The organism is Streptomyces griseomycini (assembly GCF_014203535.1).
Lineage (GTDB): Bacteria > Actinomycetota > Actinomycetes > Streptomycetales > Streptomycetaceae > Streptomyces > Streptomyces griseomycini.
This window is the reverse complement of sequence record NZ_JACHJI010000008.1, coordinates 313,034-329,103: the sequence shown is the minus strand read 5'-3', so window position 1 is coordinate 329,103 and position 16,070 is coordinate 313,034. Positions and strand designations below refer to the sequence as shown.

Genomic DNA, 16,070 nt, shown 5'->3' with positions numbered 1-16,070 from the left:
CGCCGCTCCTCTCACAGCACGCTCGTCATGCCGCCGTCGACGTACAGCACCTGGCCGCCGACGAAATCGGCCGCGGGGGAGGCCAGGAACAGCACCCCGCCCACCAGGTCCTCGGTGCGGCCCCAGCGCCCGGCGGGCGTGCGCCTGCGCACCCAGGCGCTGAACTCCGGGTCCTTCACCAGCGGTTCGGTCAGCTCGGTCTCGATGTAGCCGGGGCCGAGCCCGTTGACCTGCACCCCGTGCGGACCCCAGTCCGCGCACATGCCCTTGGTGAGCATCTTCAGCGCGCCCTTGGCGGCCGCGTAGGGAGCGATGCCGGGGCGGACCACCTCGCTCTGCAGCGAACAGATGTTGATGATCTTCCCGTGCCCGCGTTCCGTCATCCGCCGGGCGGCTTCCCGGCCGACGAGGAACGCGCTGGTGAGGTTGGCGTCGAGGATGCGGTGCCAGTCGGCGTCGGTGAACTCCAGCAGCGGGGCGCGCAGCTGCATGCCCGCGTTGTTGACCAGGACGTCGAGCGGGCCCACCCGCTCCTCGACGTCCGCGATCCCGGCGGCCACCGAGGCGCCGTCGGTCACGTCGAACACGGCCGTGTGGACGTCGCCCGGCAGCCCGGCCGCGGCCCCGGCGAGGCGTTCGCCGTCCCGCCCGTTCAGGACCACCCTGCACCCCGCCTCGAGGAGGCCGCGGGCGAGGGCGAGTCCGATGCCCCGGCTGGAGCCGGTCACCAGGGCCGTACGGCCGCTGATGTCGAAGAGAGGATGAGCCGTCATCTCCGTACCCCTAGATGATCAGCGAGAGGAGCAGGACCAGACCGCCGGCGACCACCGAGATGATCGTCTCCATGACCGACCACGTCTTGATGTTCTGGCCGACGCTCAGCCCGAAGTACTCCTTCACCAGCCAGAAACCGGCGTCGTTGACGTGGCTGAAGAAGACCGAGCCGGCACCGATGGCGAGGACCAGCAGGGCGGCGTGCGTGGTCGACATGTCGGCCGCGAGCGGCGCCACCAGGCCGGCCGCCGAGATGGTCGCCACGGTCGCCGAACCGGTCGCCAGCCGGATCGCCACCGCGATCAGCCAGCCCAGGAGGATCGCCGGGATCGACCAGTCCGCGGAGATGTCCAGGACCATCTGGCCCACACCGGAGTCGATCAGCGTCTGCTTGAAGCCGCCGCCCGCGCCGACGATCAGCAGGATGCCCGCGATCGGCGCGAGCCCCTTCTCGACCAGGTGCGAGATCCGCTCCTTGCTGAACCCGGCCGGCACGCCCAGCGTGAAGATGCCGACGATCACGGAGGCGAGCAGGGCGATCATCGGGGAGCCGACGACGTCGAAGACGCGCTGCACGGTGTTCTCGGGGTCGTCCACGACGATGTCGACCAGGGCCTTGGCCAGCATCAGCACGACCGGCAGCAGGATGGTCGCCAGCGTCGGGCCGAACCCGGGGCGCTTGTCGAGGTCGTCGGAGGCACGCTGCGGGATCATCCGGTCGGGGGCCGGGACGTCCACCCAGCGGGCGGCGTACTTCGAGAACAGCGGACCGGCGATGACCACCGTCGGGACGGCGACGAGCACACCCAGCGCGAGCGTCACGCCGAGGTTGGCTCCGAGGGCGTCGATCGCGACCAGCGGGCCGGGGTGGGGAGGCACCAGGCCGTGCATCACGGACAGACCGGCGAGCGCCGGGATGCCGATGCGCATCAGGGAGTAGTTGCCGCGCTTGGCGACCATCAGGACGACCGGGATCAGCAGGACGACGCCGACCTCGAAGAACAGCGGCAGACCGATCACCGAGGCGATCAGCACCATCGCCCACGGCATCGCGCGGCCGCCCGCCCTGGCGAGGATGGTGTCGACGATCTGGTCGGCTCCGCCCGAGTCGGCCAGCATCTTGCCGAGGATCGCCCCGAGGGCGATGAGCACGCCGACACCGGCGACGGTGGAACCGAGGCCGGCGCTGAAGCTGGTGATGACCTTGTCCAGCGGCGCCCCGGCGAACGCGCCCAGCGCCAGCGACCCGATGGTCAGCGCCAGGAAGGCGTGCAGCTTGAACTTGGTGATGAGCAGGACGATGACGGCGATGCCCGCCAGGACGGCGATGCCCAGCTGAGCGTGGCCGGCCGAGGTGATCGGCTCGGGTACGTCCGCTGCCAGCATCTCGACGCTGAGTCTGGTCACGGTGGATCCTTGTGATGACGGGGGGTCGGGGAGAGAAGCGGGGCGGTGGGGGCGCCCCGGGACGTGCCGGTTCCGGGAGGGGACCTTCCGGTGGGGGCGGCGGAGGCTAGGCGGTCGGCTCGGGGAGGGTCGCGAGGGCGGTGACCGCCTGCTCGGTGATCTCCTCCGGGCTGCCCGTCACATCCACGGCGACTCCCGCCTCGTCCGCCTCCAGCGGCTGGAGCGTGGCGAACTGGGAGTCGAGCAGCGCCGTGGGCATGAAGTGCCCCTGCCGGTGCGACATCCGGTCCTCGATGAGCGCGCGGTCACCCGTGAGGTGCACGAAGACCACGTCGGGCGCGGCGGCCCGCAGCCGGTCGCGGTACGCCCGCTTCAGCGCCGAGCAGCTGACCACGCCGCCGAGTCCGGCCCGCCCGCGCGCCCAGTCGCCGATCGCGTCCAGCCAGGGCAGCCGGTCCTCGTCGGTGAGCGGGACGCCGGCCGACATCTTGGCGATGTTGGCCGGAGGGTGGAAGTCGTCGGCCTCCGCGTACGGGACGCCGAACCGGGCCGCGAGCAGGGGACCGATGGTGGTCTTGCCGGTGCCCGCGACGCCCATGACCACGACGACATGGGGGATGTTCATCGCTGCCTCGCTGTCTGCTGTCTTCGTCGACACGTGATGTCGACGTAACTGAAACCCATTAGTACGACGTTTTCAAGGTCGTGTGACATATAAGTCTGACTTTTTGTTCCCGTGATCCACCCCGTACGCTGAGTGCATGAGCACAACGGGCCGGGGGCTGCACGGTCGCGTACTGGACATCCTCGGCCCCGAGATCACCGCAGGTGAGTACCCTCCCGGCAGCGTGCTGCGCACCGACGAGCTCGCCCAGCGGTTCGACGTGTCGCGCTCCGTGATGCGCGAAGTGGTCCGCGTGCTGGAGTCCATGCGCCTGGTCGAGTCCCGGCGCCGCGTGGGCGTGACGGTCCTGCCGACCTGCGAGTGGAACGTCTACGACCCCCAGGTCATCCGCTGGCGCCTGGCCGGCGCGGACCGCCCCCGGCAACTGCGCTCCCTCACCGTGCTCCGCTCGGCGGTCGAACCCGTCGCGGCCGGCCTGGCCGCGCGCAACGCCACCGCCGAGCAGTGCGCCGAACTCACCGAGCGCGCCCTCGGCATGGTCGCCCACTCGCGCGGTCACCAGCTGGAGGGGTACCTCGTCCACGACATGGCGTTCCACCGCGTGATCCTGACCGCCTCCGGCAACGAGATGTTCGCCCGCCTCGGCGACGTCGTCGCCGAGGTGCTGTCCGGCCGCACCCACCACGACGTGATGTTCGAGGACCCCGACCCGGCCGCCGTCACCCTGCACGTCCAGCTCGCGGAGGCGGTCCGCGAGCGCGACGCCGTCCGCGCGGAGGAACTGACCCGCCAGATCACCGTCGGCGCCCTCCAGGAACTGGACATCCTGGCGCCGTAGCCGTGTCGGACCCCGGCGCCGTGTTCCTCGGGCGAACCCCGAGACACTCCGGGAACCGGACCGCGTCCGGGAGAAGGCGCTCGCGCGGCGTACCGCCCGGCGAGGTGGAGAGGTGGCCGGACGCCGCCCGTCCGTGCGCGGCCCTCACCCGCACGGGGACGGACCGGTCGTGGGCCGCTTCGGCGGACCGGCGCCGCTCCCCGCCGGCTTCCCCGACCTCCCGGAGCGCACCTGCCTGACCGCGTCCCCGGACCTCGTGGCGCTGCCCGCGGACGCGACGGCGCTGCCCCTGCCGCGCGAGGCGTGATCCCGCCGTTCGCCCGCTCTACGGCTGCGGTGCGACGTCTCCCCGCCGGACGGCGAACCCCTCCCCGACCCCGCCGAGCACCCCACGCCCCGGCCCTGCGCGGCGCCCGGGACGACGTGCGGTACGAGGACCGGCGACTCCTCGGCGCCTCACACCTCCGGATCGACGGATACTCCACCGGCCCCTGCCGCGAGACCGGCCTCGTCACCGCCTCCGCGTGACCGGGGCCCGGAGGACCGGGGGGACCTCCTCCGTCCCGGGGCCCGGGCCCTCCTCGCCCAGCGGCACGGCGCCGCACGGGCCGACGGTGACGTCCACCGGACGATCACCCGGCAGGACGCGGCGGAGCGGCGTTCCGGCGGGGTGACGGTCCCGGGTTTCCCCGAAGGGCCGGCGTGTACCCCGCACCGGCACCGGGACTACTCCAGGAACTCCCCGTCGACGTACACCCACGCCCCGTCGACCCGCTCGAACCGGCTGCGCTCGTGCAGCGAGCCGCCCCGGTAGGAGGCCCGGAAGGTCACCGTCCCGGAGGAGTGGAAGGCGGACCCGCGGTCCGTCTCCAGGACCTCCAGCCCGGTCCACCGCATCCGCGGATCGAAGTCGATCCGCTCCGGCCGGGTCCGGGGATGCCAGGTCCGCAGCAGGTAGCCGGCGTCCTGCCGCACGAACGCGCAGTACCGCGACCGCATCAGCCGCTCGGCGGTGGGCGCGGCGGCCCCGCTGTGGAACCGGCCGCAGCAGGCCTCGTAGGCCTCGGGCAGCCCGCAGGGGCAGGAACGCGTGGTCATGGTCACCTTCCGCGACAACGCCCGAGGGCCGCGACCTCGCGGTCGCGGCCCTCGCGCTTCGTGTGTCCGAGGGGGGACTTGAACCCCCACGCCCGATAAAGGGCACTAGCACCTCAAGCTAGCGCGTCTGCCATTCCGCCACCCGGACAAGGTGTCTGTCGCGCGGGTTTCCCCCCGCGGCGACGAAGTAAACATTACCAGGTGTTCCGGGGTGACTCGATCACCCCCGCTCCCGCCGGTCCTCGTGCGAACCGCGCGACGGGCCGTGCCCGGTCTTGGGGCCCGCGCGGCGGGGGGAGAGGATGGGGAGGACCCACCAGCAGGGACACGATCAGTGACAGCGGGAGGAAGCACGTGAGCGACACGGACACGGCCAGGAGCGTCACCGGTGAGGACGAGGTCGTGGACCTCTGCCGCGAGCTGATCCGGATCGACACCAGCAACTACGGCGACCACTCGGGCCCCGGCGAGCGCGCGGCGGCCGAGTACGTCGCCGAGAAGCTCGCCGAGGTGGGCCTCGAGCCCCGGATCCTCGAGTCGCACAAGGGCCGCGCCTCCACGGTGGCCCGGATCGAGGGGGAGGACCCCTCCCGGCCCGCGCTGCTGATCCACGGCCACACCGACGTCGTGCCGGCCAACGCCGCCGACTGGACCCACCACCCCTTCTCCGGCGAGATCGCCGACGGGTGCGTGTGGGGGCGCGGCGCCGTCGACATGAAGGACATGGACGCCATGACCCTGGCGGTCGTCCGCGACCGGCTGCGCAGCGGACGCAAGCCCCCGCGCGACGTCGTCCTCGCCTTCCTCGCCGACGAGGAGGCCGGGGGCACCTACGGCGCCAAGTACCTCGTCCGCGAGCACCCCGAGCTGTTCGAGGGCGTCACCGAGGCGATCGGCGAGGTCGGCGGCTTCTCCTTCACCGTCAACGAGAAGCTGCGCCTCTACCTCGTCGAGACCGCCGAGAAGGGCATGCACTGGATGCGGCTCACCGTCGACGGCACGGCCGGCCACGGCTCGATGACCAACGACGACAACGCCATCACCGAGCTGTGCGAGGCCGTGGCCCGCCTCGGCCGGCACAAGTGGCCGGTCAGGGTCACCAAGACCGTACGGGCCTTCCTGGACGAGCTCTCCGACGCGCTCGGCACCGAGCTCGACCCGGAGAACATGGAGGAGACCCTCGCCAAGCTCGGCGGCATCGCCCGCATGATCGGCACCACGCTGCGCAACTCGGCGGCGCCCACCATGCTCGGTGCCGGCTACAAGGTCAACGTCATCCCCGGCCAGGCCACCGCGCACGTCGACGGCCGCTTCCTGCCCGGCTACGAGGAGGAGTTCCTCGCCGACCTCGACCGGATCCTCGGCCCGCGCGTGCGGCGCGAGGACGTGCACTCCGACAAGGCCCTGGAGACCGACTTCGACGGCCGGCTCGTCGACGCCATGCAGAGCGCGCTCAGCGCCGAGGACCCGATCGCGCGGGCCGTGCCGTACATGCTCTCCGGCGGCACCGACGCCAAGTCCTTCGACGACCTCGGCATCCGCTGCTTCGGCTTCGCGCCGCTGAAGCTGCCCCCGGAGCTGGACTTCGCGGGCATGTTCCACGGGGTCGACGAGCGGGTTCCGGTGGACGGCCTGAAGTTCGGCGTACGGGTGCTCGACCGTTTCCTGGACGCGTCCTGACCCCTTTCTCGGGCGCAGATTATCGGTCAAACGTGCAGGGTCAACTGGGAAGGGTGAATGCGACCATACGGTCGTAGCCTCATTACTCCGTCCTCGTTACCCGTGATGTGATCCGCGGCTTGGGATCGCATTGCCAACAAGGAGGAATAATGCTCAAGAAGGTCGTCGCTGTCGCGGCCGCCACCGGTGGTCTGGTTCTCGCGGGTGCGGGCATGGCCGCCGCCGACTCGGGCGCCCAGGGTGCCGCCGTGCACTCCCCGGGCGTCCTGTCCGGCAACGTCGTTCAGGTTCCCGTTCACGTGCCCGTGAACGTCTGCGGCAACACGGTCTCCGTGATCGGGCTGCTGAACCCCGCCTTCGGCAACACCTGCATCAACCAGTGACGTCGTGCCTCGCCCTCTAGGGCATGCCCTCTGAAGGGTTGAGCCCGTCGGCCCCGGAGCGCGCGCCATGTGCTCCGGGGCCGACCGGTCCCATCGAACGTCGGAACACCGGGAATCCGACGGAACGGAATTCCCGGCACAAGGTCGAAGGCAGGGATTTCAGCAAATGCGACAGGTCACCCGCAAGGGCCTGATGACCATGGCGGCCGCCACCGGTGTGCTCGCCGCCGCGGGCGGGGCCGCCCACGCCGACTCCGGCGCGACGGGCGCCGCCACCGGCTCGCCCGGCGTGCTCTCCGGGAACACGGTGCAGGCGCCGGTCCACGTGCCGGTCAACGTGTGCGGCAACACGGTCGACGTCGTCGGCGTCCTCAACCCGTCCGTGGGCAACGCCTGCGTCAACCAGGGCGGCTCCTCGTCCGACGGACACGGCGACTCCGGCGACCACGGCGGCGCGCACGCCGGCGGACACGCCACCGGCTCACCCGGCGTGGCCTCCGGCAACCACGTCCAGGCGCCGGTGCACGTCCCGGTGAACGTCTGCGGCAACAGCATCGACGTCATCGGCGTCGGCAACGCCACCGCGGACAACGGCTGCGTCAACGGCGACTCGGGCCGCGAGACGCCCGGACAGCCCGAGGCCCCGGACACCCCCGCCGAGCCGGGCAGCCCCGAGCGGCCCGGCGACGAGCCGGACACCCCGGACGACCGGACCCCGGACGCCCACGAGCCGGTCGCCCACGAGCCGGTCGCCCACTCCGTCACCCAGCCCCGGGCCGACGCACAGCTGGCCCGGACCGGCAGCGAGCTGCCCGTGGGCCTGGTCCTGCCGGTCGGCGCGGGCGCGCTGCTCGCCGGCGCGGTCCTCTACCGCAAGGCGCGGGCCGCTGCGTGACACCGGACGCCGTGGCACCGGACACACGGAGCGGGCCCCGCGACCGCGGGGCCCGCTCCGTTCCGTGATTCTCCTCGGGCCGCCGGGACTCACCAGGTGGCGCGCACCTGGCGGATGATCCGCCGCCGCAGCCGCACCCTGCGACTGCCGTCACGCATCAGCGTCAGGCGGTACAACTCCCAGTGACCGTACTCTGCATGGTCCGTCAGCAGACGTGCCGTCTCCTTGCGGGAGACCCCGCGCGGTACGTGCACGTCGACAAATTCGTATTCCGGCATCGCATCTATTGTGCGGTCCGCCCCCCGGTACGGATAGCGTCTGCACTATGTCTGATGCTGCGCAGCCCACCGCTGCCGAGGTACGCGCCGCCGCCGAGGCGGTCAAGACCGCGCTCGACCGCCATCTGGCCGCGGTCGAACGCAGGTCGGGGGAGGACGACCCGGCCGTCTACGAGGCGTTCAACCAGCTGGCCGCGGCCGCGGAGGCGTACGACGAACTGCTCTACGACCGCTACGACGAGGTCACGCCCTTCGAGATCCCCGGTGCGGAGGACGCGCTGCCGCCCTACACCGGCCCCGAGGAACCGAGCGCGCTCAGCGTCCTGATCCGCCGCGACTACACCGTCGCCGAGCCGCAGCGGCTGCTCGCCCACGCCCGGCGGATCGAGGCGGCGGACGACGAGGAGGACGCGACGGCCTCCGGCACGGTGCACGGCGCGCTCGGCCTGCTGTTCGGCGAGTTCGAGCCGGACGAGATCGCCTCCCGGCACAAGGAGTTCGGCCTGGAGGAGGGCGACTCCACGCTCTGGGTGACGACATCGGACGAACCCGCCGAACCCGGCGAGTGGCTGGAGGCGCCGTTCGAGCAGGCGGATCCGCAGCGGGTCGTCTGCCGCTTCGACGTCAGCGCGGTCTTCGACGACGACCTCGAGGACGACACCGACGAGGACGGTCTCGAGGACGCACTGGATCCGGCCCTGGACGAGGACGAGGACCTGGACCCGCTCGACGCGGACCGCTGACCGGTGCGCCTCCCGGCGGTGGTGGCACGCGGGTGTCACCACCGCCGCCCCGTGCGGCCCCGGACTCAGCCGTCCGCCGCCGGAACCTGCGGCGCCAGCAGCACCGGCAACCGGGTCGTCCGCGGTTTCGCCGCCACCTCGGCCACGGCACGCGGCAGGGCCTGCTCCACACCGTGCACCACGGACAGGTGCCGGTCGGCCCGGCTGAACGCCGTGTACACCCAGGGCCGGCTCAGCGCCGGAACGGCGTCACCGGGCAGCACCACGACCACCGCGGGCCACCGGCAGCCCACCGCCTGGTGCGCGGTCAGCGCCCACCCGTGCCGCACGGACTGCTCCACCCGCTCCTTCGGCACGACGATCCGCTCGTCGCCGCACTCCAGGTGCAGCCCCTCGCCGTCGGCCTTCACCACACGGCCCGGCAGCGTACGCCCCGGAGCGGGGGAGTGGGCGATCCGGTCGCCCGGGTCGAACCCGCCGAAACGCCCCGGCCCCGGATTGAGCCGCTCCTTCAGCGCCGCGTTCAGCGCGCGCGTGCCCACCGCACCGCCGTGCCCCGGTGTGATCACCTGTGTCTCCTCGGCCGGCACACCGATCGCGCGCGGCACCGAGTCCACCACGAGCTGTACGGTCCGGTGCACGGCCTCTCCCGCGTCCCGCACCGGCACGATCACGACCTCCTTGCCGGGCGCGTCCACCTGGTGCAGCTCGCCGACGCCGATCCCGGAGACCAGCTCGCCCAGCGGCCCGGGATCAGGCCGCCGGGAGGCGACCTGCGGACAGACCCGCGCCGTCAGCAGATCCGCGAAGACCCGCCCCGCGCCCACGGACCAGAGCACCCCCGGATCACCGGCCAGCACCAGCCGGGCACCGTCCGGCAGCGACTCCGTGACCAGGGCGGCCGTCTCGACGTCCAGCTGCGGGGCGTCCAGCACGACGAGCAGGTCCAGGTCGAGCGCCCCGTCGGCGTCCCGCCCCGGTCCCTCGGCGCCGGACAGCAGCCCGGCGACGGTGGCGACACCCGGACCCTCCACCAGCGCCGCGAACCGCGCCCGCCCGAGCGGGCCGTGCGCGGCGGCCCAGGCGCGCAGCCCCATGGCGTGCGCGGCGCGCAGCAGCGCCGCCGGCTCGGCCAGCGAGGCCTCCCCGCCGGTGTGCAGCACCAGTCCGTGCCCGGCGACCGCCCGGATCAGCTCACCGGCGGATCCTCCCGCCGAGGCGGCGGCCCGCTCCCACTCCTGGTCCGAACCGTCCCGCCCGGGCACGGAGCCGACCAGCCGGGCCAGACCGTCGGCGAGGCTCTCCTCGGCCAGCGCGTACCGCTCCAGCCCCACCAGTGTCCGGACCGGGTGCTCCTCCTCACCCTCCTCCTGCGGAGCCGGGGTCCCTGCCTCCGCCACCGCGTCCCGGAAGACGAGGACGTCCCCCTCCGAGGCGGCGTTCCGCACGGCCTCCTCGGGATCCGGCACCCCCTGCCGTCCCAGCGCGTCCATCAGCGCGGACATCTCCAGAGCGGTGTGCCCGGCCAGTGCCGCCTGCTCCAGCAGCCACACGGTGACCGCCCGCCCCCGCCGCTCGTCGTCCGGCCCGGCCCCGGCGCCGAGCAGCGCCCGTGCGAACCCGTCGGCCTGCTCGGGCCGCACCCCGGCGACCCGCAGCAGCTGCCAGGGATCGGCGCGCAGCACCCCCGCGCCCTCCTCGCCCAGCACGCCGGCCGCCCGGACGGCGAGTCCCTCGGGCGCACCGCCCTGGACCAGCACCTCCCGCACACCCGCGACGACGTCCGCGGCGGGAACCGCCTCACCGGAGACCACCGGCGCCCGCCGCACCGGCTCGGGAGCGGGCCGGCGCGGCGCGGCGGGCGTCTCCTCGAACACCGTGCCGGCCGGCTTCTCACCGCTCTCCACGGCCCGCACGGCGGCGAGGAGGTCGGCCGCCCGGCCGCTCAGCTTGCCGCCGGCCGCGACCGGCCCCCGCTTCTCCGCCTTCCGCCGCTCGATGCGCTCCCGCTCGATCCGCTGGGCCCGCAGCTCGGCCTCGGCCTCGGACACCTGCGCACCCCCGGCGGAGGCGTCGTCGGCGCCCGGCGTCCCCGGCTCGGCGTCCTCCGTGTTCCCGGGGTTCTCGGGCGGCTCCGTGCTCACAGCGTGCTCCAGTCGTGATCGGGATAGCGGTGCACGGGCGCCGACACGTCGTCGAGCGCCCGGCAGATCTCGTCAGGAAGACTAAGCGCCTCCACTGACAACGCCGCCGTGAGCTGCTGCGCGTTGCGCGCCCCGACGATGGGGGCGGCCACACCGGGCCGGTCCCGGACCCACGCGAGCGCCACCTGCAGCGCCGTCACGGCGAGCCCGTCCGCCGCCGTCGTCACCGCGTCCACGATCCTGCTCGCCGTGTCGTCGAGGTACGGCGCGACGAACGGCGCCAGGTGCTCCGAGGCGCCGCGCGAGTCCGACGGAGTGGCGTCGCCCCGGTACTTGCCGGTCAGCACGCCCCGCCCGAGCGGCGAGGAGGGCAGCAGCCCGATCCCCAGGTCGAGCGCGGCGGGCAGCACCTCCCGCTCCACCCCCCGCTGCAGCAGCGAGTACTCCATCTGCGTGCTCGCCAGCCGCGCCCGCGCCCCCGGCACGGCCAACTGCCAGGTCGCCGCCTTGGCCAGCTGCCACCCGCAGAAGTTGGACACACCGGCATAGCGGACCCGCCCGCTGCCGACCGCGATGTCGAGGGCCTGGAGCGTCTCCTCCAACGGGGTGTCGGCATCGTAGGCGTGTACATGCCACAAATCGACGTAGTCGGTGCCGAGCCGCGCCAGCGAGGCGTCCAGCGCGGAGAGCAGGTGCCCGCGCGAGCCGTCGAACCGGCGGTCCGGGCCCGGCACGCTCCCGGCCTTCGTCGAGATCACCAGGTCCCGGCGCGGCACCAGCCCGTCCATCAGCCTCCCGAGCAGGTACTCGGCCTCCCCGTCGCCGTACACGTCCGCGGTGTCGACGAGGGTCCCGCCCGCCTCCCAGAAGGTCTTCAGGAGGTCCGCGGCGTCGTGCTCGTCGGTGTCCCGCCCCCAGGTCAGGGTCCCGAGCCCGATCCGTGACACACGCAGGCCGGTACGGCCGAGATGCCTCTGCTCCATGAACGCCGAGATTACTGGCCGGACCCCGGAGTGTGGGGGCCTGTGGACGAGGGATTTCCGCGGTGCCGCGGCGACCGGCGGCCCGCACGGGCGCCCCTCCCCGCCACCGGAGGTATAGGGTCGGCGCACAAGCGACGTTACTGATCGGTAAGGGGAGACGGCCATGCAGCTCGGGATCAACCTCGGCTACTGGGGCGCCGGGATGGACGCGGACAACCTCACCGTGGCGCAGGAGGCCGACCGCCTCGGATACGCGGTCTGCTGGGCCGCCGAGGCCTACGGCTCCGACGCCGCCACCGTGCTCGCCTGGGTCGCCGCCCGGACCGAGCGCATCGACGTCGGCTCGGCCATCTTCCAGATCCCCGCCCGCCAGCCCACGATGACCGCGATGACCGCCGCCACCCTCGACTCCCTCTCCGGCGGCCGCTTCCGCCTCGGCCTCGGCGTCTCCGGCCCGCAGGTCTCGGAGGGCTGGTACGGCGTCAAGTTCGACAAGCCCCTCGCCCGCACCCGCGAGTACGTCGAGATCGTCCGCAGGGCCATGACCCGCGAACGCCTCTCCTACGAGGGCGAGCACTGGACCCTCCCCCTCCCCGGCGGCCCCGGCAAGCCGATCAAGCTCACCGTGCACCCGCAGCGCGAGCACATCCCGCTCTACATCGCCGCGATCGGCCCCAAGAACCTCGAGCAGACCGGCGAGATCGCCGACGGCGCCCTGCTGATCTTCCCTTCCGCCGACCACCTCGAGGACACCGCCGTCAAGCACCTGCGCGCCGGACGCGAGAAGGCGGGCAAGACCCTGGACGGCTTCGACGTCTGCCCCACCCTCCCGCTCGCCGTCGGTGACGACAAGGAGCTGACGGCCCTCGCCGACACCTTCCGCCCCTACACCGCGCTGTACGTCGGCGGCATGGGCAGCCGCAAGCAGAACTTCTACAACCAGCTCGCCCGGCGCATGGGCTACGAGCGGGAGGCCGCCGAGATCCAGGACAAGTACCTGTCCGGCGACAAGCAGGGCGCGGCGGCCGCCGTACCGCACGACCTGATCGACAGGACCACCCTCCTCGGCTCGGTCGACCGCATCGCCGACCGGATGAAGGCCTACGCCGCCGCCGGCGTCACCACCCTCACCCTCGCCCCGGCCGGCTTCACGCTCGACGAACGCCTCGCCTCCCTCCGCGCCGGCACCGAGGCCCTGGAACGCGCCGGTCTCGCCTAGGGTCCTGCGTTTGGACCATGCCGGACCCCACGAGCCCGGCATGGTCCAAACGAGAGGCCCTAGGTCCCGTCCGGCCCCCACGGTCGTGGCGGGGGCTCGGGGGTCCTCCCCGTCACGGCCGTCACGCGGCACCACGCGGGCCGGCCCTCCGGGTCACGCCCGCCCCGCGTACGCCTCCGGGTCCCCTCGCGGGTCCCCCTTTCGGCGGAGTTGCCCGACGCGCCTGTTGCAGCACCCCGCTCCCCGCACTTGACTCGTCCTTCGCGGAACACCAGAACGTGTGGAACCAGCGGAACGCGGAAGCCCGCGGAGCGCGGAAGCCTGCGGAGAGGGTGCCCACCATGCTGTCGGCCAAGAGCCTGTTCCAGGAGATCCTCGACCACGACGAGTCCTTCGCCCTGTTCTGCTCCATCGCCGCGAGCGGCGAGTCCCAGGGCGGCTGGGAGAACGCCCGCATCGCCGCGCTGGTCCCCGAGACCCAGCGCGGACTCGCCCCCAGGATCGCCCGGCACGGCGCCGACGAGGACAAGCACGGCCGCATCTTCAACGCCCTGATGAGGAAGCGCGGTCTGCAACCCGTCCCCGTCCCGCCCGAGACCGACTACACGAGGCTCCTCGAACAGAAGGGCATCGGCCTGGCCCACGGCCGGCTCAGGCGCGACGAACCGCTCACCGTGCAGGACATCGTCACGTACCTCGCGCACAGCAGGGTCACCGAACAGCGCGCCTCCGAGCAGATGGAACTCCTCCGCAAGCACTTCGCCGACCACCCCGACCTCGGCCGCGCGGTCAGGATGATCTCCCACGACGAGGACAACCACCTCGCCTACTGCCACGAGGAACTCCTGCGCCTCGCGTACGCCGGACACGGCCGCGCCATCCAGCGCACCCTGCGCGAGTGCGCGCTCGCGGAGATCCGCGTCCACCGGGACGTCAGCCTCGCGGTGATGGCCCGCATGGGCCGCATCCTCGGCTGGTCCGGGCCCAGGGCGGCGGTCCTCGCGGCGGGCGTCCACGCGGTGTACGCGTACGAGCGCCTGGGCGGCCGGCGCCGCATGGTCTCGCTCAGGACGCCCGAACGCCGCAACGCGCTCGGGGGTCCCGCGAGCGCCGCCCCGGAGTTCGCCTGACGCACCCCCGGGCGCCGCCCGGAGTCCGCCCCGCCCCCGCTCCCCGGCCGCGCGGTCCTACATCCACCCCCGCTGCTTGAACAACCGGTACAACAGCACCACCAGCCCGGCCATCAGCGCGATCACCGCCGGGTACGCCCCCGCCCACCGCAGTTCCGGCATGTGGTCGAAGTTCATGCCGTAGACCCCCGCGATCATCGTGGGGACTGCGGCCATGGCCGCCCACGCGGAGATCTTCCGCATGTCGTCGTTCTGCCGCACGCTCATCTGGGCCAGGTGCGCCGAGAGGATGTCCGAGACCAGCCGGTCCAGTCCCTCCACGGACTCGTTGACGCGCGTGAGGTGGTCGTGCACGTCGCGGAAGAAGGGCCGGGACCGTTCCTCCACGAAGGGCACGCGCGCCCCGGACGTCCCCACCCCCGCCAGCCGGGCCGCCGGCACCGTCAGCGGACCGGTCGCCCGGCGGAACTCCAGTACCTGCCGCTTGAAGGTGTAGATCCGCGACGCGGTGTGCCGCGAACCGCCCCCTTCGGGGGAGAAGACCTCCGCCTCCAGTTCCTCCAGGTCGGTCTGCAGCTCGATCGCCACGTCCAGGTAGTGGTCGACGACGGCGTCGGCGATCGCGTACAGCACCGACGTCGGTCCCTTGCCCAGCAACTCGGGCTCCCGCTCCAGCCGGTCCCGCACGGCCCCCAGCGGGGCGCCCTCCCCGTGCCGGACGGTCACCACGAAAGCGTCCCCCAGGAAGACCATGACCTCGCCGGAGGAGACGGTGTCGCCGTGCGGCTCGTACACCACCGGCTTGAGCACCAGGAACAGCGAGTCGTCGTACACCTCCAGCTTGGGCCGCTGATGCGCCTTGAGGGCGTCCTCGACCGCCAGCGGGTGCAGGGCGAACTCCTGCGTGACCAGGTCGAACTCGTCCTCCGTCGGCTCGTGCAGCCCGATCCAGACGAAACCCCCCGCCGACCGCGCCTCGGCCAGTGCGTCGGAGAAATCCTCGGGCCCCTCCGACCGGTGTCCCTCCCGGTAGATGGCACAGTCGACGATCACGGAGCGCATTCTCCCTTCGCACGACGGACACCGCACGCGCGCGTGCGCCTACCCTGGGCCGCATGCCCACGTTGCTCCTGGTCCGGCACGGACGTTCCACCGCCAACACCGAGGGACTGCTCGCCGGCTGGACGCCCGGCGTCGCCCTCGACGACCGCGGGGCCGCGCAGGCCGCCGCGCTGCCCGGACGGCTCGCCGAGCTGCCGCTGGCCGAGATCGTCACCAGCCCGCTCCAGCGCTGCCGGGAGACCCTCCGGCCGCTGCTGGACGCCCGGCCCCACCTCACCCCCCACACCGACGACCGCATCGGCGAGTGCCACTACGGCGACTGGTCGGGCCGCAAGCTCGCCGAGCTCAGCGACGAGCCCCTGATGGAGGTGGTGCAGGCCCACCCGTCGGCGGCGGCGTTCCCCGGCGGGGAGTCCATGCGTGCGATGCAGACGCGCGCCGCCGAGGCGGTGCGCGAGTGGAACGCGCGCGTGGAGCGCGATCACGGTGCCGACGCCGTGTATCTGATGTGTTCGCACGGTGACATCATCAAGTCTCTCGTCGCGGACGCACTCGGACTTCATCTCGACCTCTTCCAGCGGATCTCCGTCGAACCGTGTTCCATCACCGCGATCCGTTACACGCGGTTGCGCCCCTTTCTCGTCCGCCTCGGCGACACCGGCGACCTCGCGTCCCTGGCGCCGCGCGAGGAACCGCCCGCCGGCGAAGCCACGGTCGGGGGCGACGCGGGCGCACCGTGATCGTCGGCCGCAGTAGGGTGAAGCGGTCGCAGTAGTGCGCCCGCGTTTGAACAGCCGCCCGTTCCCACGAC

17 protein-coding genes and 1 tRNA gene are annotated in these 16,070 nt (G+C 72.8%); 9 read left to right on the top strand and 9 right to left on the bottom strand.

Annotated features, from left to right (window positions below; all coding sequences use genetic code 11):
- Positions 1 to 11 precede the first annotated feature (11 nt).
- The 3 genes from FHS37_RS23980 to FHS37_RS23970 form a co-directional block, all read right to left on the bottom strand.
- A complete protein-coding gene (locus FHS37_RS23980) occupies positions 12 to 773 on the bottom strand; it encodes an SDR family oxidoreductase (protein WP_184824648.1) in 762 nt (253 codons plus the stop codon).
- Between the two features lie 10 nt (positions 774 to 783).
- Entirely contained in the window at positions 784 to 2,181 is a 1,398-nt protein-coding gene (locus FHS37_RS23975; RefSeq protein ID WP_184824646.1) for a GntT/GntP/DsdX family permease, read from the bottom strand.
- Between the two features lie 106 nt (positions 2,182 to 2,287).
- The gene (locus FHS37_RS23970) at positions 2,288 to 2,806 is read right to left on the bottom strand and encodes a gluconokinase (RefSeq protein WP_184824644.1); all 519 of its coding nucleotides are present in this window, start codon (positions 2,804 to 2,806) and stop codon (positions 2,288 to 2,290) included.
- 136 nt (positions 2,807 to 2,942) lie between these two features.
- Here FHS37_RS23970 and FHS37_RS23965 point away from each other — a divergent pair, with 136 nt between their 5' ends.
- Positions 2,943 to 3,644: a FadR/GntR family transcriptional regulator gene (locus FHS37_RS23965; protein WP_184824642.1), complete on the top strand. Its 702-nt coding sequence runs from the start codon at positions 2,943 to 2,945 to the stop codon at positions 3,642 to 3,644.
- A gap of 112 nt (positions 3,645 to 3,756) precedes the next feature.
- Positions 3,757 to 3,951 carry a hypothetical protein gene (locus FHS37_RS23960; RefSeq protein WP_184824640.1) on the top strand — a complete coding sequence of 65 codons (195 nt, stop codon included), beginning with the start codon at positions 3,757 to 3,759 and terminating at the stop codon, positions 3,949 to 3,951.
- A gap of 419 nt (positions 3,952 to 4,370) precedes the next feature.
- Here the strand turns inward: FHS37_RS23960 and FHS37_RS23955 are convergent, their stop codons facing one another.
- Both FHS37_RS23955 and FHS37_RS23950 read right to left on the bottom strand, forming a co-directional pair.
- Positions 4,371 to 4,742: a YchJ family protein gene (locus FHS37_RS23955; RefSeq protein WP_184824638.1), complete on the bottom strand. Its 372-nt coding sequence runs from the start codon at positions 4,740 to 4,742 to the stop codon at positions 4,371 to 4,373.
- Between the two features lie 63 nt (positions 4,743 to 4,805).
- Positions 4,806 to 4,890, bottom strand: a tRNA-Leu gene (locus FHS37_RS23950).
- Between the two features lie 206 nt (positions 4,891 to 5,096).
- On the opposite strand from FHS37_RS23950, the gene FHS37_RS23945 reads away from it, so the two are divergent.
- From FHS37_RS23945 to FHS37_RS23935, 3 genes are all read left to right on the top strand, one after another.
- Positions 5,097 to 6,422 (top strand): M20/M25/M40 family metallo-hydrolase, encoded by a 1,326-nt coding sequence (locus tag FHS37_RS23945; protein ID WP_184824636.1) that lies wholly within the window; start codon positions 5,097 to 5,099, stop codon positions 6,420 to 6,422.
- A gap of 149 nt (positions 6,423 to 6,571) precedes the next feature.
- On the top strand, positions 6,572 to 6,805 hold the full coding sequence (gene chpH, locus FHS37_RS23940) for a chaplin ChpH (RefSeq protein WP_184824634.1): 234 nt from the start codon (positions 6,572 to 6,574) through the stop codon (positions 6,803 to 6,805).
- 166 nt (positions 6,806 to 6,971) lie between these two features.
- Positions 6,972 to 7,700, top strand: a complete 729-nt coding sequence (locus tag FHS37_RS23935) for a chaplin (RefSeq protein WP_184824632.1) — start codon at positions 6,972 to 6,974, stop codon at positions 7,698 to 7,700.
- An 89-nt stretch (positions 7,701 to 7,789) separates the two neighbouring features.
- On the opposite strand, the gene FHS37_RS23930 is transcribed toward FHS37_RS23935, so the two are convergent.
- Positions 7,790 to 7,978, bottom strand: coding sequence for a DUF5703 family protein (locus FHS37_RS23930; protein ID WP_026085313.1), 189 nt, complete (start codon positions 7,976 to 7,978; stop codon positions 7,790 to 7,792).
- Between the two features lie 47 nt (positions 7,979 to 8,025).
- On the opposite strand from FHS37_RS23930, the gene FHS37_RS23925 reads away from it, so the two are divergent.
- Positions 8,026 to 8,721: a hypothetical protein gene (locus tag FHS37_RS23925; RefSeq protein ID WP_184824630.1), complete on the top strand. Its 696-nt coding sequence runs from the start codon at positions 8,026 to 8,028 to the stop codon at positions 8,719 to 8,721.
- Positions 8,722 to 8,786: 65 nt separating this feature from the next.
- Here the strand turns inward: FHS37_RS23925 and FHS37_RS23920 are convergent, their stop codons facing one another.
- Positions 8,787 to 10,865 carry an ATP-dependent DNA helicase gene (locus FHS37_RS23920; RefSeq protein ID WP_184824628.1) on the bottom strand — a complete coding sequence of 693 codons (2,079 nt, stop codon included), beginning with the start codon at positions 10,863 to 10,865 and terminating at the stop codon, positions 8,787 to 8,789.
- The gene (locus FHS37_RS23915) at positions 10,862 to 11,848 is read right to left on the bottom strand and encodes an aldo/keto reductase (RefSeq protein WP_184824626.1); all 987 of its coding nucleotides are present in this window, start codon (positions 11,846 to 11,848) and stop codon (positions 10,862 to 10,864) included. The genes FHS37_RS23920 and FHS37_RS23915 overlap by 4 nt, the downstream gene beginning before the upstream one ends.
- Before the next feature lie 163 nt (positions 11,849 to 12,011).
- On the opposite strand from FHS37_RS23915, the gene FHS37_RS23910 reads away from it, so the two are divergent.
- Both FHS37_RS23910 and FHS37_RS23905 read left to right on the top strand, forming a co-directional pair.
- Positions 12,012 to 13,067: an LLM class F420-dependent oxidoreductase gene (locus FHS37_RS23910; protein ID WP_184824624.1), complete on the top strand. Its 1,056-nt coding sequence runs from the start codon at positions 12,012 to 12,014 to the stop codon at positions 13,065 to 13,067.
- Positions 13,068 to 13,408: 341 nt separating this feature from the next.
- Positions 13,409 to 14,197 (top strand): ferritin-like domain-containing protein, encoded by a 789-nt coding sequence (locus tag FHS37_RS23905; protein ID WP_184824622.1) that lies wholly within the window; start codon positions 13,409 to 13,411, stop codon positions 14,195 to 14,197.
- Between the two features lie 57 nt (positions 14,198 to 14,254).
- Here FHS37_RS23905 and corA read toward each other — a convergent pair whose 3' ends face one another.
- Positions 14,255 to 15,250, bottom strand: a complete 996-nt coding sequence (gene corA / locus FHS37_RS23900; RefSeq protein WP_184824620.1) for a magnesium/cobalt transporter CorA — start codon at positions 15,248 to 15,250, stop codon at positions 14,255 to 14,257.
- Between the two features lie 62 nt (positions 15,251 to 15,312).
- On the opposite strand from corA, the gene FHS37_RS23895 reads away from it, so the two are divergent.
- On the top strand, positions 15,313 to 15,999 hold the full coding sequence (locus FHS37_RS23895) for a histidine phosphatase family protein (RefSeq protein ID WP_184824618.1): 687 nt from the start codon (positions 15,313 to 15,315) through the stop codon (positions 15,997 to 15,999).
- Positions 16,000 to 16,070 lie beyond the last annotated feature (71 nt).